Source organism: Duganella kummerowiae (assembly GCF_053572355.1).
Genome location: NZ_JBKFEH010000008.1, coordinates 695,142 through 712,652, shown reverse-complemented (window position 1 = coordinate 712,652; position 17,511 = coordinate 695,142). Strand labels below are relative to the sequence as shown.

The window sequence follows — 17,511 nt, the reverse complement described above, 5'->3', positions numbered from 1 at the left end:
GCCCTCGTCGGCCGTGACCGGCGTGATGCTGCGCGTGGCCGCGTTCATGGATGCGCGGTCAGGCACAGGCTGTCCAGCCAGCCCAGGGACAGGCCGTGGGCGGCGCGCGCCAGGCCCAGCAAGCCGAAGGACAGCACCAGCAAGCCGCTGGCAATGCGCACGCGCGGGCGCTGCAGCGCGGCGCGCACGCGGGCGCCGGCCAATCCCAGCGCGCCCAGCATGGGCAAGGTGCCCAGGCCGAAGGCCAGCATCACCGCCGCGCCGCTGGCGGCCGAGCCGCTCAGCATGGCGGTCAGCAGCACGCTGTACACCATCCCGCACGGCACCCAGCCCCACAGCGCGCCCAGCGCATAGGCCTTCAGCGGCCGGTCCACCGGCATCACGCTGCGCATCATGGGGGCGATGGCCGACTGTGCACGGCGCCACAGCAGCTGGCCGCCCGCCTCCAGCTGCGCCAGCCCGCGCCAGGCATCCATCAGGTACAGGCCCAGCGCCACCAGCATCAGGTTGGCCATCCAGTAGAAGCCCAGCTGCCAGCCGGCCAGCTTGACCAGCGCCTGCGCGCCGTTGGCCAGGCCGCCCGCCAGGGCGCCGGCCAGCATGTAGCTGCTCAGCCGTCCGCCGTTGTAGGCCAGCACGCGCAGTGCGCTGTCGGCCGCGTGGGTGCGCGCGATGCGGATCACGGGCCGGGCCGGCGCCGTGGCCGACAGCGCGCCCACGATACCGCCGCACATGCCCACGCAATGCACGCTCCCGGCCAGGCCGACCAGGAACACCGGCAGCAGCTGCAAGCCATTCATGATGTCAGATGGTCTTGGAGTAGCGCAGCGGCTGCGCCACAGGCTGGGCGCGCGCGGCGGCCAGGTGGCGGTCGAAGACCATGCAGATATTGCGTATCAGCAGGCGGCCCTTGGGCGTGACGCTGATCCATTCATCGTCGAGGGTCAGCAGGCCGTCTTCTTCCAGCGCCTGCAGTTGCCGCAGTTCGGCGGCGAAGTAGTCGCGGAAGCGGACCGGATAGGCCATCTCGATCGAGGCGATGGACAGCTCGAAATTGCACATCAGCTTCTGGATGATGATACGGCGCAGCAGGTCGTCGGTATCGAGCTTGATGCCGCGCGTGATCGGCAGCTGGCCTTCGTCCAGGCGCTGGTAGTAGGCCTCCAGGGTTTTTTCGTTCTGGCAGTAGGTGGCGCCCACCGCGCTGATGGCCGACACGCCGCACGAGATCAGGTCGGCCTCGGCACGGGTGGAATAGCCCTGGAAGTTGCGTTGCAGCCGGCCCTGGCGCTGGGCCACTGCCAGCTCGTCGTCCGGCTTGGCGAAATGGTCCATGCCGATGTAGACATAGCCGGCTTCGCCCAGGCGCCGTATGCACAGGCCCAGCATGTCCAGCTTGACGTCGGGAGCCGGCAGCTCGTCCTCGCTGATGCGGCGCTGCGGCTTGAAGATGTGCGGCAGGTGGGCATAGTTGTACAGGGCGATGCGGTCCGGGCTGGCCTTGATCACCTTGTCCAGGGTCTGTTCCATGGTGATCATGCTCTGCTTGGGCAGGCCGTAGATCAGGTCGATGCTGATGGAGCGGAAGCCGGCGTCGCGCGCGGCCTGCATCACGGCCACTGTTTCCGCTTCGGGCTGGATGCGGTTGACGGCTTTCTGCACCTCGGGATCGAAGTCCTGCACCCCCAGGCTGATGCGGTTGAAGCCCTGCGCGCGCAGCGAATGCACGCGCTCCACGCTGACCGTGCGCGGGTCGATCTCGATCGAATATTCGCCCTCGCTGTCGGGGGCGAAGCTGAAGTGGCTGTGCAGGAAGGCCATCAGCTCGCCCATCTGGCGGTCGCTCAGGTAGGTCGGGGTGCCGCCGCCGAAGTGCAGCTGCTCGATCTGGTTCATGCCCGAGAACAGGCCGGCTTGCATGGCGATCTCGCGCTTGAGGTAGCTCAGGTAGGTGGCCGCCTTGCTGCGGTCCTTGGTGACGATCTTGTTGCAGCCGCAGTAGTAGCACACCGTGTCGCAGAACGGGATGTGGATGTACAGCGAAGCGGGCCGGCGCGCCGGGCGCATGCGCAGCGCGGCCACCGCTTCCAGGTAGTTGGCGTAGCCGAATCCGGGCTGGAAGCGGTCGGCCGTCGGATAGGAAGTGTAGCGCGGACCTGATTGCGACAGTTTGGTGATCAGGGCGGCGTCGAACTGGACGGCTGGGAAAGCAGCGCCGTTGCTGCTGTGGGTGCTGGGCATGATGGTTCAGTCTGTGATGCGCGCTCTGGAATGCGCTGTCTTGATGCGGGAACGGGAAGGCGGCGCGCCGCCTCCCGTGCTGGGCCGGGTCAGGCCGCCAGGCGGCGCTGCTGCGCCGGACGGGCCGGGCGTGGCGGCTGTGGCTGCTGCGGACGGCGCGGCGTGGCTACCTTGCCGAACTTGAACAGGCTGACCGCTTGCGTCAGGCCGTTGGCCTCCAGCGCCAGGCTGTTGGCGGCGGCCGCCGCTTCCTCGACCAGGGCGGCGTTCTGCTGCGTCACCTGGTCCATGTGGGCGATGGCCGAATTGACCTGGTCCACGCCTATGCTTTGTTCGCGCGAGGCGACCGAGATCTCGTGCATGATGGCGGTCACCTGCTGGACCGATTCCACCACCTGTTTCATGGTGTCGCCGGCGCGGTGCACCTGGTTCATGCCGGCGCTGACCTTGCCGACCGAGACGTCGATCAGGTTCTTGATGTCCTTGGCGGCGGTGGCGCTGCGCTGGGCCAGGTTGCGCACCTCGCCGGCCACCACGGCGAAACCGCGGCCCTGTTCACCGGCGCGGGCCGCTTCCACGGCCGCGTTCAGGGCCAGGATATTGGTCTGGAAGGCGATGCCCTCGATCAGGCCGATGATGTCCACGATCTTGCGCGAGGAATTGTTGATGTCGTCCATGGTGGCGATCACCTCGGCCACGATCTGGCCGCCTTCCACCGCCACCTTGGAGGCGTTCACGGCCAGGTCGTTGGCCTGGGCCGAGTTGTCGGCGTTCTGCTTCACGGTGGACGAGAATTGCTCCACGCTGGAGGCGGTTTCCTCCAGGCTGGCGGCCTGCGATTCGGTACGGCCGGACAGGTCGTTGTTACCGGCCGCGATCTGGCGAGTGGCCACCGCCATGGTTTCGACGTTGACGCGCACGTCGCGGATGGTGGCGATCAGGTTGTTGTTCATCTGCTGCAGGGCGCGCATCAACTGGCCCACCTCGTCGGTGGCCTCGGTCTCGAAGCTGCCCGACAGATCACCGGCCGCGATCGAGCGTGCGCCTTGCAGGGCGCGTTCCAGCGGCTGCAGCACGCCGGTGCGCAGGGTCCACCACAGGAACACATTGATCAGCAGGCCGATGAAGGTGGCGCCGAAGATGGCGTAGCTGGTGGCGGTGATGGGGCCTTCATGGCCGGTCAGGGCGGCAATGCAGACAATGGTCTGCAGCACATTGACCACGCTGGTGGCCAGCCAGATGCGCATGGCCAGCGACACATGGCTGAGGCGCGCCAGCAGGCTGCCGGCGCCGGGGCGGATGATCTGGCCGTTCTTGATGCGGATGCCGTGCGCGCCGCCTTCGCGGATGGCGCGGTAGGCTTGTTCGGCGCGTTCGATCTGGTGGCGTTCGGGCCGGGTGCGCACCGACATGTAGCCCACCGTGCGGCCGGCCTCGCGGATCGGGGTGACGTTGGCCTTGACCCAGTAGTAGTCGCCGTTCTTGCAGCGGTTCTTGACGATGCCGGTCCATGGCGTGCCGGACTTGATCGAGGACCACAGGTCGGCGAAGGCTTCCGGCGGCATGTCCGGATGGCGCACGATGTTCTGCGGCGCTCCCAGCAGCTCCTGCTCCGTAAAGCCGCTGATCTGGGTGAAATAGGGATTGACGTAGCTGATGTTGCCGTCCAGGTCGGTCTTGGACACGATGGCCTGGTCGTCCAGTACCTCGATTTCGCGATTTGTTACCGGCTGATTATTGCGCATATTGGGGCTCCACTACTAGAGGTTCTATTGCTGTATCGCAAGAGAGTGTACTCAGTGTAAGGAGTCAGCCGGGCAAATTTATTGATATAGATCAAAATACCCCGCATTGGAACTGCTAAAGCCGGCCCCCTCCGGCGCACTCTCGCCTATTGTTTCACCACCTTCCACAACTTCGTTACCACAGTTACAACAGCCAGCACGATGCCGCCGGCAATCACACCAGCTACTGCGTCGAGCACGGACGGAACCACGGCGCCCAGCAGCGGGCCGGCGACAGGTACGGCCGCCGCCGCTTCCATGGCGTGATGCACCACCTCGTGGGCGCCGGGCAGGCCGTGGGTCAGGATGCCGCCGCCGACCATGAACATGGCCACCGTGCCCACCACCGACAGCAGCTTCATCAGCCTGGGCGCTGCCGCCAGCAGCAGCCGGCCCACGGCCTGCACGGCGGCGCCGCCGCGCTTGCTCAGGTACAGCCCGGCGTCGTCCATCTTGACGATGCCGGCCACGATGCCATACACGCCCACCGTCATCAGCACGGCAATGCCTGCCACCACCGCCACCTGCTGGCCGAAGGCGGCTTCCGCCACCGTGCCGAGGGCGATCACGATGATTTCCGCGGACAGGATGAAGTCGGTGCGGATGGCGCCCTTGATCTTGTCTTTTTCCAGCGCCACCAGGTCGACCTCCGGGCTGGCCAGCGCGGCCGCCAGTTCTTCCTCATGGGCGTGGTCGTCCTTGCCGTGCACCAGGCCGTGGAACACTTTCTCGAAGCCTTCGAAGCACAGGTAGGCGCCGCCCACCATCAGCAGCGGCGTGATGGCCCAGGGCGCCAAGGCGCTGATGGCCAATGCCGCCGGGACCAGGATGGCCTTGTTACGGAGCGAACCGACCGCCACAGCCCACACCACCGGCAGCTCGCGCTCGGCGCGCACGCCGGCCACCTGCTGGGCGTTCAGGGCCAGGTCGTCACCCAGCACGCCGGCCGTCTTCTTGGCCGCCATCTTGCTCATCAGGGCGACGTCATCCAGGATGGTGGCGATGTCGTCGATCAGGGCCAGCAGATTGGTACCGGCCATCAGCAATACTCCGGGCGTAAGGTCATGGTGCAAGAAGGAAAAAGTTAGGGATAAGCTATCTTACCCCAAGCACCGCCGCGATCGCGCAGGCGCGCCGGCAGGCGGGCTACAATAGTGATCCGACGCAACAGCCAACTAGGAATCAGCATGAGCTTCGCCACCTGGATCACCTTTGTCATCGCCGCCAGCATCATTGCCGTCTCGCCCGGTTCGGGCGCCGTGCTGTCCATGTCGCACGGGCTGTCATATGGGGTGAAAAAAGCCAGCACCACCATCCTCGGCCTGCAGGCCGGCCTGCTGCTGGTGCTGTTCATTGCCGGGGCCGGGGTCGGATCGCTGCTGATGGCGTCCGAGATCGCCTTCAACATCGTCAAAACGGTGGGCGCGCTGTACCTGATCTACCTGGGCCTGTCCCAGTGGCGCGCCAAAGTGCACGTCAATCACGAGCAGCGCCACGCCGAGCTGGCCGTACCCTCGCTGCGGCGCCGCTTCCTGACCGGCTTCCTGACCAACGCCACCAATCCCAAGGGCATCATCTTCATGGTGGCGGTGCTGCCCCAGTTCATCACCAAGGGCAGCCCCGTGCTGCCGCAACTGCTGATCCTGGCCGTGACCATGTGCACCATCGACCTGATCGTCATGCACAGCTACGCCTTCCTGGCCTCGTCCATGCAGCGCTACTTCCGCGACGCGCGCGCCGTCAGGAAGCAGAACCGCTTCTTTGGCGGCCTGCTGATGGCGGTCGGCGCGGCGCTGTTCTTTGTCAAGCGCGGCGCCAACGCCGCGACCTGACAACATGGACGAGATGACAAATTGCAATGATTTGTAACCGCTGTCGTCGGAAACGACCGTGCGGCGTTAAATGCTACACGGCCGCAGGGATGCGGCTGCCATATAAAAAAACAGGGGAGGAGCGCAGCCATGGGCCGCACGATCGCAGGGATGACTGTATTGCTGGCGGCCTTGGCCGTCTCTCAGGCGTGGGCGCAGGATGAGCCGCCCGCCGTGGTGGGCCGCATCTCGGCCGTGGAGGGCCGGGTCACCCTGGATGGCGACGGCGATCCCGACGGTCCGCTGCTGAACTGGCCGGTGACCACTTCCAACCACATCAGCACCGCCGTGGGCAGCCGCGCCGAATTCCGGGTCGGCTCCACCGCCGTGCGCCTGGATGGCGACACGGACCTGGAAATCACCCAGCTGGACGAGGACTACCTGCGCCTGCGCCTGAACTATGGCAGCGCCATCGTGCGCATCAAGAATCCCGATTTCCTGCGTGGCTTCGAACTCTCCACGCCGCAGGCGCGCGTCACCCTGCTGCAGCCGGGCGTGGTGCGCATCGACGCCGACCGCATTCCGGACACCAGCCAGGTCAGCGTGCAGTCGGGCGCCGCCCGCGTCGATGGCGCCGGTTCCTCGCTGACCGTGAACGCCGGCCGCCGGGTCGACATCACCCCCGAGGACGTGCGCACCGGCCTGGCCACCCGCGACGGCTTCGACAGCTGGGCCGCCGTGCGCGACCAGCGCGACGACGCGGCCGTGGCCACCCGCTACATCCCGGCCGAGGTCACCGGCTACGAAACCCTGGATGAGTACGGCACCTGGCAGGACAGCCAGGAATACGGCACCCTGTGGATACCGCGCAATGTGGCGTCCGACTGGGCGCCCTACCGCGACGGCCGCTGGATCTGGCTGGCCCCGTGGGGCTGGACCTGGATCGACAACGCGCCCTGGGGTTATGCGCCCTCGCACTATGGCCGCTGGGTGCAGGTCAACAGCCGCTGGTGCTGGGCCCCGGGCCGCGTGGTCGGACGCCCGGTGTGGGCGCCGGCGCTGGTGGGCTGGGTCGGCGGCGACCATCTGCGCGTGAATCACGGCGGCCGTCCGGGCCCGGGCCTGGGCTGGTTCCCGTTGTCGCCGCGCGAGCGCTATGTGCCGCCCTACAAGGTCTCGGTGGACCGCGAACGGCGCCTGACCTGGACCCACAACGGCAAGCCGCTGCCCCTGCGCGAGGAGCGCCGCGACCGCGGCTACCGCGACGGCGTCACCGTGTTGCCGCGCGAGCAGTTCGACAATCACCGCTACGTGCCGGTGGGGCGCAATACGCCGCGTGTGACGGTCTCCCCTACCGAGCTGGCGAATGCGCCGCTGGTGAGGCCGCCCGCGCCCCAGGTGCCGCCGGGCCGGGGCGACTGGCGCGACCGTAATGGCCGTCCCAATGCCGGCCAGGGCGTGGTGCAGACGCAGAATCCGGCCCAGGCCAACCCCCAGCAGCAGCCGGGCCGTCCGGGGCAGAATACGCTGTCCACGGAACGCGGCGACAACCGCGGCCAGATGTTCGAGGACAATGGCCGCCGCCGCTTCAGCACCCGCGAGCAGGAACAGAACGAGCGCGCCCAGGCCCAGCGGGAACAGGCCCTGCGTGGCCAGGCGCAGCGCGAGCAGGGGCAGCGCACCCAGACCCAGCTGGAACAGACGCAGCGGGAGCAACTGCAGCGTGAGCAAGGCCAGCGCGAGCAGGCACAACGTGACCAAGCACAGCGCGATCAGGCGCAGCGTGAACAAGGGCAGCGTGAGCAATGGCAACGCGACCAGGCGCAGCGTGAGCAAGGCCAACGCGAACGCTTCCAGCGGGAGCAGGCCCAGCGCGAACAAGGGCAGCGGGAGCAGGCGCAACGCGAACAAGCGCAACGCGAGCAGGGCCAGCGCGAACAAGCGCAGCGTGAGCAATCCCAACGTGAGCAGGGTCAGCGCGAGCAGGCGCAACGCGAACAGCAACAGCGCGAGCAGCAGATGCGCGCGCAGCGGGAACAAGGCCAGCGTGAACAGGCCATGCGCGAGCAGCAGATGCAGCAAGCCCAGCGGGAACAGGCCCAGCGCGAGCAGCAAATGCGCGCCCAGCAAGCCCAGCAGGCTCAACAAGCCCAACGCGAACAGGCGCAGCGCCAGCAACAGCAACAACAGCCGCGCGAGCAACCCCGCAACAATAACAACGACAACCGCAAGGACCCCAACGACAAGCGCCGCGAGCAGGAGCGCTGAGCGTCCTGATGGCAGGTGCGCGTGATGCGCACCGTGCCGTCCTGCGCATCGCCGCGCTCGGGCAGGCAGTAATCGGGTACGCCCATCCCGCCCGAGGCAGTGCTCCCCGGCGCTACTCTATCGCTGTTCCGCCTTGAGCCGCAGCCGCGCGCGCCATTCTCCCAGCGCCGACAGGGCGCCCTGGAATTCACGTTCGATCAGGTCGGCCTCGGCGGCCGTCACCTTGCCGTCCATGAGCGCGCTGGACACCGCCTCCGCCACCGCTCCCACCTGGCTCATCACCTTGCACACGGTTTGCGACAGGTCGTCCTCGCCGATGGTTTCCGGCGTGGGGACGATGAAGGCCGCCATGCCGTGCCGCACCAGCAGGGCATGCAGCGGCAGGTGCGCTTCCGCCACCCCGGCCCGGTGGCACAAATCGACGATGGCCGAAACTTCCTCGAACGATGGATAGTGCGACGCTATGGTGGGCGCCAGCTTGTTGCGCAGCACGTTGGGGGAAATGCCCATGGTCTGCGCCAGCGCCTCGATTCCTCCCGGATAAGCACGCGCCACCTTATACAAGGCGTCGTGTTGATTCATGTCTAAGTATTTGCGTGTCATGGTGAAGCTGGCCTTTTATTACCGATGCAACGGTCCGCACTGGACGCTATGCTGACTTTCATTCAACTCATGGCGAAAAGACATCATGAAGTTATACACGGTACTGACGCTTTGCCTGCTGCTGTCGCTGGACGGCGCTGCCCTGGCGGTAGCGCGTCCAGCCTCCCATTCTGGCACATCGTCGTCGTACAAGAGCGGATTTTCTTCGCAAAAGAGCAACTCCGCCAGCCGTGCGCCGTCCACGCCGCGCAGCAGTCCGGGCGCCTTCGGACGCGGCGCCACGCCGCCGCCAGCGCCGCCGCCCGCCTCGCGTGGCAAGTCGGCTCTGTCGCGCGACATGGAGCAAAGCGCGGCCCAGGACAACGCGCGCCGCACGCTGGAGCAGCGCCGCGCCGAGGCCAATCCGCCGCGCCCGCTGCCGCCGCTGAACGACACCCTGGCCACGCCGCGCCAGCCGCAGCCGGCGCAGCCCCAGCCGGCTTACGGCCAGCAGCGCGCTTATCCGCAGCCGGGCTACTACCCGGCCCCGGCGCCGCAGCAGAACAACGGCCTGATGTACGGCTTGATGGGCTTCATGCTGGGCCGTTCGATGTCGCAGCCGGCCCATGCCCAGCCGCCGCAGCCGCAGTCCACCGGCGCCAGCCAGCCTGCCGCGCCGCAGGGCGAGAGCGGCAGCGGTACGGTCGGCAGCACGGTGGATGGCATGCCGTCCCTGCAGGCGGCCCAGGCGGCCCAGGCGCCGGTGGCGCAGCAGCCGCACTCCTCGCTGGGCGCCAGCGTGCTGCGTACCTTCCTCTGGCTGGTGCTGCTGAGCCTGGTCGCTTGGCTGCTGTACTACAGCGTGCGCAAATACCGCCGTCTCAGGGGCGGGCTTGCGGCAAGTGGGCGGAATTATTCTTTCGAAAGGAATTGAGATGGCCTGGACCGATGCAATCAATTACTTGCGCGCCGGCACCGCCAGGCGTGGACTGGTGGAGCAAGGCCCTGCCGACGCCGGCCTGCCGCTGGGCGCGCGCATCGGCAGCGTGGTCACGGTGCAGCAGTCGCCGCTGATACGGGCGGCCGGCGCCGGTTCGCTGCTGCGCCTGCCGGAAGCCCCGGATGGCCGCATCCTGGCCGTGTCCCAGCTCAAGCTGCGCCAGGCGGGCGGCTTGTACCGCTACTACCTGGCCACTGGCGACGCCGACGCCCGCGAACGCTTCCTGCAGGTGTACCAGAGCCCGCAGGGCGAGGTGGCCGAGATCCTGTACTGCACCCAGCTGGCCCGGGTGATACCGGAAACCCGCGAGGACCAGGAAGCCTACACGGGCGAAGCCGGCTACGGCCTGGGTGACCGCAGCTACACCCTGTGGCGCAACCAGCTGGGCGACTATGGCCTGGATGAAGCCGGCCTGGACCTGGTGTTCGGCGCCGAAGAAGGCCTGGAATACTGGCGCGACGCCGGCGACCCGCAGGCCGTGTTCGTGCCGCCCTACACCGGCAGCGAAACCCGGCTGGACGACGCCGACGGCCGCAACGGCTTGCGCCAGGAAATGTTTTTCACGCCCTATGCCCGCGAACTGCGGGGCGGCGGCAAGGAATATCTGCTGATCACGACCGAGATATTGAACAGCGTGAACGGCGATACATCGAAACGCGGTATCCATGTGGACTTCGTGATTGGGATACCAATAGAGCAGGAACGGATCACTGTTCAGTAAGTGGTCCGGGTAGTTCAACTTTTAACCGAAAGGAAGCTGACATGAGCAACACGAATGGCTGGGGTTTGACCGCGCGCCTGATCTCGAAACACTTTGGCGCGCTGGGGGACAAGGTGTCCGAAGCGATCGCCAACTTCGATCCGGAAACGGCCACCGAGGCCGACCGCGACCGCCTGGCCGATAACCTGCGCCAGGCCGCGCAAAAGCTGGCCGCCGCCCGCGCTTCCTTCGCCAAGGAGCAGGACGACGTGGTCAAGCTGCGCCAGCTGATCGCCACCGACGAGCAGGCTGCCGGCACCCTGGCCGAGCGCCTGGCGGCCGGCAAGATCTCGGAAGCGACCGTGACCCTGTTCTGCGACGAGCTGGAAGCCAACAAGGCGCGCATGCCGCAGGAGGAACAGGAGCAGGCCGACGCCAAACAGTATATGGACGAGCTGCAATCCATCGTCGATACCCTGTCCAAACAGCTGAGCGAGTTCGACGCCGCCGCCAAAAAGGCCATGCAAGCCCTGGCCAGCGCCAAGGCCCAGCAGGACTTGCAGCGGCTGCGGGTGGAGCGCCAGGCCGAGCTGTCGGGCTTGTCCGGGCTGCGCGGCAATTCCAGCGCCCTGAATGCGCTGACGCGCCGCGCCCAGGCCATCAGCAACGACGCCGCCGGCCTGCGCATTGTCGCCGACATCGGCCAGCGTCCGCAGGACCAGGCGGCCGAGATAGACGCCATCCGCCGCTCGGTACAGAGCGGTACCGGCGGCGAGTCGGCCCTGGCGCGCCTGCAGCGCCTGTCCTGCCAGCCGGCGCCGGACACGGCTGCCCTTTCGTATAGCAAGTCCTGACCTCCGCTACAATAGAACCTGGCGGCGCTGCGTTGGCGCCGCCGGTTTCTTTTTGATTGGAATGATTATGGCCGCTACCCCACCCGCAGAGTCCCTCATCGAGTATCCGAGCGATTTCCCGATCAAGGTGATGGGAGCCACCCATGAGGAATTCGCCGGCACCATCCACCAGGTGGTGCTCAAGCATGATCCGGAATTCCACGAAGGCCGCATGGAAGTGCGCCCGTCCGGCAAGGGCAATTACATCAGCCTGACCGTGACCGTGCGCGCTACCAGCCGCGAGCAGCTGGACGCCCTGTACACCGAGCTGTCCGGCCATCCCATGGTCAAGATCGTGCTGTAAAGCGCGCGATTTCCTCCAGCAGCCAGTCGCGGAAGGCCAGCACTTGTGGCTTGCCCGCCGCGCCGGGCGGGCTGACCAGGTAGTACTCGTCCGGACAGGGCGCGGCAATATCGAACAGCCGCACCAGCTGGCCGGACGCGATTTCCTGCAGCGCCACCACATGGCGCACCAGGGCCACGCCGTTGCCGTCCACGGCCGAGCGTATCAGCATCGACAAATCCTCGAACATCACCCCGCCCGTGGGTTCGGCCAGGTCCACGCCAGCCGCGTGCAACCATGGCGACCACGGCTCTATCGAGCGCAGCAGGGTGGCCGATTTCAAGTCCTCCGGGGTGGCTGGCAGCCGTCCGCCGCGATAGTGAGGACTCACCACCGGATAATAGACATCGCCCATCAGACGCTGCACCGCCATGCCCGGATAGTGGCCGCGGCCGAAGCGCAGGCCGACGTCCACGCCCTCGCGCGCCAGGTCCTGCAGGGCGCCGCTCGATTGCAGCACCACTTCGATATCGGGATGCCGCTCGATGAAGCCGCCCAGGCGGGGCGCCAGCCAGCGCGCCGCGAACGAGGGGATGGAGGTGACGGTCAATCGCCGCGCTGAGCGGTCAGGGCGCAGGGCGTCGGCCGCCAGGCCGATCTCGGCAAAGGCCTTGCCCAGGAATTGGGCGAACTTGAGCGCGTCCGGCGTCACTTTCACGTTACGGCCCTGGCGTGTGAACAGCGGCCGGCCCAGGTCTTCCTCCAGCGCGCGTACCTGGTGGCTGATGGCGCCGTGGGTCAGGTGCAATTCCTCGGCCGCGCGCGAGAAATTCTCGTGGCGGGCCGCCGCCTCGAAGGCGCGCAGGGCGGCGAAGTTGGGTGGTCGCATGATCTGTGAATAAAATTAACAGGAATCGCAAAAATATATCGTTATGAGGCTGTGTACGCAAGAATTACCATGTGAATCAATTTAAACAAGGAGCCATGATGAGTCTTGCCCTCTATGTAGACAGCCTGTATGCCAGTCCCTGGGCCATGTCGGTATTTGTCGCCCTCAACGAGAAAGGCCTGCCTTTCACCCTGCACACGGTGGACCTGGAAAGCGGCGCCAACCTGCTGCCGGCCTACCGCGACCTGGCGCTGACCATGCGGGTGCCGGCCCTGGTGCATGGCGATTTCGTGCTGACCGAGTCCACCGCCATCTGCGAATACCTGGACGAGCAATTCCCGGCCCTCGACTATCCATTGCTGTATCCCGCCGACCGCCGCAGCCGCGCCCGCGCGCGCCAGATGCAATCCTGGCTGCGCAGCGACCTGGCCGCGCTGCGGGCCGAGCGCGATACCGAGACCGTCTTCTTCGGCAAGCCCTGCCAGCCGCTGACGGAAGCAGGCCAGGCGGCGGCCGCGCGCCTGCTGCAGGCGGCCGAACGCTTGCTGGAAGGGGATCACCTGTTCGGCGCCTGGAGCATCGCCGACCTCGACCTGGCCATCATGCTGAACCGCCTGATCCTGAATGGCGACGCCGTCCCGCAGCGCCTGCGGGACTACGCCGCCGGCCAATGGTCGCGCCCCCCGGTACAGCGCTGGCTGGCCTTCCACCAGCCGGCTTGATATGGATCAGAACCGTCGAAAATAACTCGACGGCTCAGTTTGACAGACCGCGACACAGGGGCAGATCATGGCTCCATGAACAGCCCCGAAGACAAAAACTACTTGAAGGACTACGTGGACGCCCGCATTGAGGCGTCGGATGCGCGCTCGGACACGCAGTTCGCCATACTCCGCGAAGACATCACTACCCGGTTCAGCGCGTTGCAGATGGAGATGAACAGGCGCTTTGACGCCTTGCACGAGGAAATGAACAAGCGCTTTGCGGTTGTGGATGAGCGCCTTGCCGCCCTGCGCGAGGAAATGATAGAGCGCTTTGCCGCCCTGCGCGAGGAAATGATAGAGCGCTTTGCCGCCCTGCGCGAGGAAATGATCCAGCGCTTTGCCGCCTTGCGCGAGGAAATGATCGAGCGCTTTGCCGACTTGCGCGAAGAGATGCATGGCCGCTTCGCCGCTGTGGATCAGCGCTTCGCCGCCATGCATGAAGAAATGTCCGTCCGCTTTGCGGAAACCAACGCCTTGATCAGGCAGCAGGGCGCGGAGTTTCGGCTTGAAATACGGCAGCAAACGGAAACCATGCTGAAGTGGATGATAGGCATCTTCCTCGCGTTCATGACACTCACCATCACCATGATGGCCTTCCTCATCAACAACGCCCTGCCGCGCACCCCAGCGACCCCGGCCACGCCACCCAGGGCCGAAGCCGTGCGCCCAGGTCCTGGCCCCGCACCGCCCTCAGCGCCGCGCCCGCCACCTGCCTTATAATGCCGGGGTATCCCCATTCCCCGACCGACCATGTCCAACAGCCGCGCCGAACCGGCGCTGATACGCCATCTCGGCAACGCCGACTACGAGACCACCTTTGCCGCCATGCGCGCCTTCACCGACGCCCGCACGCCGGAAACACGCGACGAGCTGTGGATAGTCGAGCACCCGCCGGTATTCACCCTGGGCCTGGGCGCCGACCGTGGCCACCTGCTGGCCGGCGCCGATTCCATACCCATAGTACAGACCGACCGGGGCGGTGAAGTCACCTACCATGGCCCCGGCCAGGTTGTGATTTACCTCTTGATGGATCTGCGCCGCAACAAGCCGGGCGGCAAGCTCTATGCCCGTCAATTCGTGCATAAAATTGAACAAGCGATCATCAACGTGCTGGCGGCGTATAATCTTGCCGGTGAGCGCGTCGAAGGCGCGCCCGGCATCTACATGGCGGATGGCCCCAAGAAGGGCGCCAAGATCGCCGCGCTGGGACTGAAAGTGCGCGGCAGCGGCTGCACCTACCACGGCCTGTCGCTGAACGTGGCGATGGACCTGGCGCCGTTTTCCTGGATTAACCCTTGCGGCTACGCGGGCCTGGAAACGGTGGACATGCGCAGTGTGGGCGCCGCCTCGGCCCGGCTGGCCGACGTGCAGCGCGCGCTGGCCGAGGAACTGGTGCGGGTGCTGGACGAGGCGCCGGCCGCCGCGCAATGATGCCGGATCAGCAACAGGATCAGCAGCAACAACAAACTAACTTCGCCCTGAGGGCACGCAGCCTATGACTTCCGAGACCACCTCCAGCACCGCCCCCGCCTACAACCCGAGCGAGAAGCAAAAAGGCGCCAGTAAGACGGCGCGCATCCCGATCAAGATCACGCCGATCGAGCAGGTGGAGCGCCTCAAGAAGCCGGACTGGATACGCGTCAAGGGCGCCTCGGCCTCCAGCCGCTTCTACGAAATCAAGGACATCCTGCGCGAGAACAAGCTGGTCACCGTGTGCGAGGAAGCCAGCTGCCCCAACATCGGCGAGTGCTTCGGCAAGGGCACGGCCACCTTCATGATCATGGGCGACAAGTGCACGCGCCGCTGCCCCTTCTGCGACGTCGGCCACGGCCGTCCCGATCCGCTGGACCAGGACGAGCCGGCCAACCTGTCGAAAACCATTGCCAAGCTGCGCCTGAGCTACGTGGTGATCACCTCGGTGGACCGCGACGACCTGCGCGACGGCGGCGCCGGCCACTTTGTCGAGTGCATCCAGAAGACCAAGGAACTGTCGCCCAACACCCAGATCGAGGTGCTGGTGCCGGACTTCCGCGGCCGCCTGCAAAAGGCGCTGGACATCTTTGCCGGCGGCTTGCCGGACGTGATGAACCACAACCTGGAAACCGTGCCGCGCCTGTACAAGGAAGCCCGTCCCGGCTCCGACTACCTGCACTCGCTCAAGCTGCTCAAGGACTTCAAGGCCATGTACCCGGACGTCAAGACCAAGTCCGGCCTGATGGTCGGCCTGGGCGAGACCGACGAGGAAATCCTGCAGGTGATGCGCGACATGCGTGAGCACGATATCGACATGCTGACCATAGGCCAGTACTTGGCGCCGTCCAACAGCCACCTGCCGGTGCGCCGCTACGTGCACCCGGACGTGTTCAAGATGTTCGAGGAAGAAGCCTACAAGATGGGCTTCAAGCACGCCGCCGTGGGCGCCATGGTGCGTTCGTCATACCATGCGGACGTGCAGGCCCATAACGTGCTGGCCGAGGCTGTCGGGGTCTAACAGTTAGCGCGGCTGCGCCCGCGAGGGCGCGGCCGTTTCCAATCGCAGGGAACATGGCCTGCCTGGCCTGGCGCGCTGCTGTCAGGGCCGGCGCAACACATGGCTGTCCGGCCCGGCCGGCCCGGCCGTAAGCCTCAGGCGCGGCGGCGTTCCGCCAGCATCGCTACCGGCGCCGGGCGGCGTGCTGGCGCCTTGACCAGCTGCAGTTCGTGGCGGCTGGCGGCGCGAGCCGCCGGCGCTTGCGCCAGTTGGAACACGGCCACCAGTTCGCTCAGCGCGCTGGCCTGCTCCTGCAGGCTGTGCGAGGCGGCGGTGGCTTCTTCGACCAGCGCGGCGTTTTGCTGGGTCACGGTGTCCATGCCGGCGATGGCGGTGTTCACCTGCTCGATGCCGGCGCGCTGCTCCTCGCCGGCGGCGCTGATTTCACTCATGATGTCGGTCACGCGGCGCACGCTGGCCACCACGTCTTCCATGGTAGCGCCGGCCTGTTCGACCAGCTTGCTGCCGTTTTCCACCTGTTGCACCGAGTCGCTGATCAATTCCTTGATCTCCTTGGCCGCCGCCGCCGAGCGCTGCGCCAGGTTGCGCACCTCGGTGGCCACCACCGCGAAGCCACGTCCCTGTTCGCCGGCGCGCGCCGCTTCCACTGCTGCGTTCAGCGCCAGGATGTTGGTCTGGAAGGCGATGCCGTCGATCACGCCGATGATGTCCACAATCTTGCGCGAGGACTGGTTGATCGAACCCATGGTCTGCACCACTTGCGACACCACCGCCCCGCCTTGCTGGGCCACGGACGACGCGTTCAGCGCCAGCTGGTTGGCCTCACTGGCGCTGGCCGAATTCTGCTTCACGGTGCTGGTCAGTTCTTCCATCGAGGCGGCGGTTTCCTCCAGCGACGCCGCCTGCTGTTCGGTGCGGGCCGACAGGTCCACGTTGCCGGCAGCAATTTGCTGCGAGGCGCTGGCGATGGTGTCGGTGCCGGCCCGCACGCGCTCGACCAGGCCGGCCAGGCTGTCGCGCATGGATTTCATCGCGAACAGCAGGCTGTTGTCATCGCCGGCGCGGGTGGCGATGTCCACCGTCAGGTCGCCGGCCGCGATCCTGCCGGCAATCGCCACCGCATAGTCGGGTTCGCCGCCAAGGCGCCGCACCAGCCAGCGGGTGATCAGCGAGGCGCACAGTGCGCCCAGCACGATCGAGCCGACCAGCAGGGTGATGATCCACAAGCGCGCCGACGCATACAGCTTGTCGCCGCGCTCGGACGCGGCGTCACCGCCGTCGCCATACAGCTTGACCAGCTTGTCGATCTGGCCGCGCAGCGACACGATCAGTTTGTTCGATTCGCCGCGGATCAGCTCCCGCGCGGCAGTATCGTCGCCCTGGCGCACGGCGGCGCGGATCTTCGCGTCTTCGGCCATATAGCGCGCCCACATGGCCACAAAGTCGTTGTACAGCGTCCGTTCCTCGGGCGTGGCGATCAGCTTCACGTAGGTGTCCTGCATCTGGCCCAGATCGACCAGGTCGTTGGCGATGACTTTGTCGTACTGATCCATCTGCTTGGGATCGGTGGAGATGATGTACTGGAACTCGCGGGTGCGCACGCGGGCGATCTGCGCTTTCAGGTCTTGCACCACACGCATGGCCGGCATCCAGCGCTCGGACAGTTCAGTGGACGCCTCGTTGATTTGGGCTAGCTTGATGATGGCAAACACATCTACCGCAGCTGACAATGCCAGGACCAGCGCAAACGCCAGCCCCAGCTTGGTCGCCAGCTTGAGATCACGTAAAAAAGTCATAAGGCGCTC

General features: G+C 66.3%; 17 protein-coding genes. 10 read left to right on the top strand and 7 right to left on the bottom strand.

The window, feature by feature from the left end; genetic code table 11:
• Positions 1-44: 44 nt before the first annotated feature.
• From ACLB1G_RS11010 to ACLB1G_RS10995, 4 genes are all read right to left on the bottom strand, one after another.
• A complete protein-coding gene (locus tag ACLB1G_RS11010; protein WP_491627236.1) occupies positions 45-800 on the bottom strand; it encodes a sulfite exporter TauE/SafE family protein in 756 nt (251 codons plus the stop codon).
• A gap of 4 nt (positions 801-804) precedes the next feature.
• On the bottom strand, positions 805-2,241 hold the full coding sequence (hemN, locus tag ACLB1G_RS11005) for an oxygen-independent coproporphyrinogen III oxidase (protein ID WP_491627235.1): 1,437 nt from the start codon (positions 2,239-2,241) through the stop codon (positions 805-807).
• 89 nt (positions 2,242-2,330) lie between these two features.
• Positions 2,331-3,986, bottom strand: coding sequence for a methyl-accepting chemotaxis protein (locus ACLB1G_RS11000; protein WP_491627234.1), 1,656 nt, complete (start codon positions 3,984-3,986; stop codon positions 2,331-2,333).
• A 146-nt stretch (positions 3,987-4,132) separates the two neighbouring features.
• The gene (locus tag ACLB1G_RS10995) at positions 4,133-5,065 is read right to left on the bottom strand and encodes a DUF808 domain-containing protein (RefSeq protein ID WP_491627233.1); all 933 of its coding nucleotides are present in this window, start codon (positions 5,063-5,065) and stop codon (positions 4,133-4,135) included.
• A 147-nt stretch (positions 5,066-5,212) separates the two neighbouring features.
• On the opposite strand from ACLB1G_RS10995, the gene ACLB1G_RS10990 reads away from it, so the two are divergent.
• Positions 5,213-5,857 carry a LysE family transporter gene (locus ACLB1G_RS10990; protein WP_491627232.1) on the top strand — a complete coding sequence of 215 codons (645 nt, stop codon included), beginning with the start codon at positions 5,213-5,215 and terminating at the stop codon, positions 5,855-5,857.
• A gap of 129 nt (positions 5,858-5,986) precedes the next feature.
• Positions 5,987-8,104 (top strand): DUF6600 domain-containing protein, encoded by a 2,118-nt coding sequence (locus tag ACLB1G_RS10985; protein WP_491627231.1) that lies wholly within the window; start codon positions 5,987-5,989, stop codon positions 8,102-8,104.
• Between the two features lie 117 nt (positions 8,105-8,221).
• Here the strand turns inward: ACLB1G_RS10985 and ACLB1G_RS10980 are convergent, their stop codons facing one another.
• Positions 8,222-8,686: a phage regulatory CII family protein gene (locus tag ACLB1G_RS10980; RefSeq protein WP_491627230.1), complete on the bottom strand. Its 465-nt coding sequence runs from the start codon at positions 8,684-8,686 to the stop codon at positions 8,222-8,224.
• A gap of 106 nt (positions 8,687-8,792) precedes the next feature.
• Here ACLB1G_RS10980 and ACLB1G_RS10975 point away from each other — a divergent pair, with 106 nt between their 5' ends.
• The 4 genes from ACLB1G_RS10975 to ACLB1G_RS10960 all read left to right on the top strand — a co-directional run bounded on the left by ACLB1G_RS10975 (position 8,793) and on the right by ACLB1G_RS10960 (position 11,583).
• On the top strand, positions 8,793-9,620 hold the full coding sequence (locus tag ACLB1G_RS10975) for a hypothetical protein (protein WP_491627229.1): 828 nt from the start codon (positions 8,793-8,795) through the stop codon (positions 9,618-9,620).
• Position 9,621: 1 nt separating this feature from the next.
• The gene (locus ACLB1G_RS10970) at positions 9,622-10,407 is read left to right on the top strand and encodes a DUF2491 family protein (RefSeq protein ID WP_491627228.1); all 786 of its coding nucleotides are present in this window, start codon (positions 9,622-9,624) and stop codon (positions 10,405-10,407) included.
• 41 nt (positions 10,408-10,448) lie between these two features.
• The gene (locus tag ACLB1G_RS10965) at positions 10,449-11,240 is read left to right on the top strand and encodes a hypothetical protein (protein WP_491627227.1); all 792 of its coding nucleotides are present in this window, start codon (positions 10,449-10,451) and stop codon (positions 11,238-11,240) included.
• A 67-nt stretch (positions 11,241-11,307) separates the two neighbouring features.
• Positions 11,308-11,583, top strand: coding sequence for an HP0495 family protein (locus tag ACLB1G_RS10960; protein ID WP_491627226.1), 276 nt, complete (start codon positions 11,308-11,310; stop codon positions 11,581-11,583).
• Here ACLB1G_RS10960 and gcvA read toward each other — a convergent pair.
• On the bottom strand, positions 11,567-12,451 hold the full coding sequence (gcvA, locus tag ACLB1G_RS10955; protein WP_491627225.1) for a transcriptional regulator GcvA: 885 nt from the start codon (positions 12,449-12,451) through the stop codon (positions 11,567-11,569). The two genes, ACLB1G_RS10960 and gcvA, sit on opposite strands and share 17 nt — an antisense overlap.
• 98 nt (positions 12,452-12,549) lie before the next feature.
• Between gcvA and yfcF the strand changes: the two genes are divergently transcribed.
• From yfcF to lipA, 4 genes are all read left to right on the top strand, one after another.
• Entirely contained in the window at positions 12,550-13,173 is a 624-nt protein-coding gene (yfcF, locus tag ACLB1G_RS10950; RefSeq protein ID WP_491627273.1) for a glutathione transferase, read from the top strand.
• Positions 13,174-13,248: 75 nt separating this feature from the next.
• Complete coding sequence (locus ACLB1G_RS10945) at positions 13,249-13,935, top strand: hypothetical protein (protein WP_491627224.1); 687 nt, start codon at positions 13,249-13,251, stop codon at positions 13,933-13,935.
• A gap of 30 nt (positions 13,936-13,965) precedes the next feature.
• Positions 13,966-14,646: a lipoyl(octanoyl) transferase LipB gene (gene lipB, locus ACLB1G_RS10940; protein WP_491627223.1), complete on the top strand. Its 681-nt coding sequence runs from the start codon at positions 13,966-13,968 to the stop codon at positions 14,644-14,646.
• 64 nt (positions 14,647-14,710) lie between these two features.
• On the top strand, positions 14,711-15,706 hold the full coding sequence (gene lipA / locus ACLB1G_RS10935) for a lipoyl synthase (protein WP_491627222.1): 996 nt from the start codon (positions 14,711-14,713) through the stop codon (positions 15,704-15,706).
• A gap of 134 nt (positions 15,707-15,840) precedes the next feature.
• On the opposite strand, the gene ACLB1G_RS10930 is transcribed toward lipA, so the two are convergent.
• A complete protein-coding gene (locus ACLB1G_RS10930; protein WP_491627221.1) occupies positions 15,841-17,502 on the bottom strand; it encodes a methyl-accepting chemotaxis protein in 1,662 nt (553 codons plus the stop codon).
• Positions 17,503-17,511: the final 9 nt, after the last annotated feature.

Coding starts and splice junctions, on each gene's coding strand:
- ACLB1G_RS11010 (WP_491627236.1), bottom strand. CDS start 800: ATGAATGGCTTGCAGCTGCTGCCGGTGTTCCTGGTCGGCCTGGCCGGG.
- hemN (WP_491627235.1), bottom strand. CDS start 2,241: ATGCCCAGCACCCACAGCAGCAACGGCGCTGCTTTCCCAGCCGTCCAG.
- ACLB1G_RS11000 (WP_491627234.1), bottom strand. CDS start 3,986: ATGCGCAATAATCAGCCGGTAACAAATCGCGAAATCGAGGTACTGGAC.
- ACLB1G_RS10995 (WP_491627233.1), bottom strand. CDS start 5,065: ATGGCCGGTACCAATCTGCTGGCCCTGATCGACGACATCGCCACCATC.
- ACLB1G_RS10990 (WP_491627232.1), top strand. CDS start 5,213: ATGAGCTTCGCCACCTGGATCACCTTTGTCATCGCCGCCAGCATCATT.
- ACLB1G_RS10985 (WP_491627231.1), top strand. CDS start 5,987: ATGGGCCGCACGATCGCAGGGATGACTGTATTGCTGGCGGCCTTGGCC.
- ACLB1G_RS10980 (WP_491627230.1), bottom strand. CDS start 8,686: ATGAATCAACACGACGCCTTGTATAAGGTGGCGCGTGCTTATCCGGGA.
- ACLB1G_RS10975 (WP_491627229.1), top strand. CDS start 8,793: ATGAAGTTATACACGGTACTGACGCTTTGCCTGCTGCTGTCGCTGGAC.
- ACLB1G_RS10970 (WP_491627228.1), top strand. CDS start 9,622: ATGGCCTGGACCGATGCAATCAATTACTTGCGCGCCGGCACCGCCAGG.
- ACLB1G_RS10965 (WP_491627227.1), top strand. CDS start 10,449: ATGAGCAACACGAATGGCTGGGGTTTGACCGCGCGCCTGATCTCGAAA.
- ACLB1G_RS10960 (WP_491627226.1), top strand. CDS start 11,308: ATGGCCGCTACCCCACCCGCAGAGTCCCTCATCGAGTATCCGAGCGAT.
- gcvA (WP_491627225.1), bottom strand. CDS start 12,451: ATGCGACCACCCAACTTCGCCGCCCTGCGCGCCTTCGAGGCGGCGGCC.
- yfcF (WP_491627273.1), top strand. CDS start 12,550: ATGAGTCTTGCCCTCTATGTAGACAGCCTGTATGCCAGTCCCTGGGCC.
- ACLB1G_RS10945 (WP_491627224.1), top strand. CDS start 13,249: ATGAACAGCCCCGAAGACAAAAACTACTTGAAGGACTACGTGGACGCC.
- lipB (WP_491627223.1), top strand. CDS start 13,966: ATGTCCAACAGCCGCGCCGAACCGGCGCTGATACGCCATCTCGGCAAC.
- lipA (WP_491627222.1), top strand. CDS start 14,711: ATGACTTCCGAGACCACCTCCAGCACCGCCCCCGCCTACAACCCGAGC.
- ACLB1G_RS10930 (WP_491627221.1), bottom strand. CDS start 17,502: ATGACTTTTTTACGTGATCTCAAGCTGGCGACCAAGCTGGGGCTGGCG.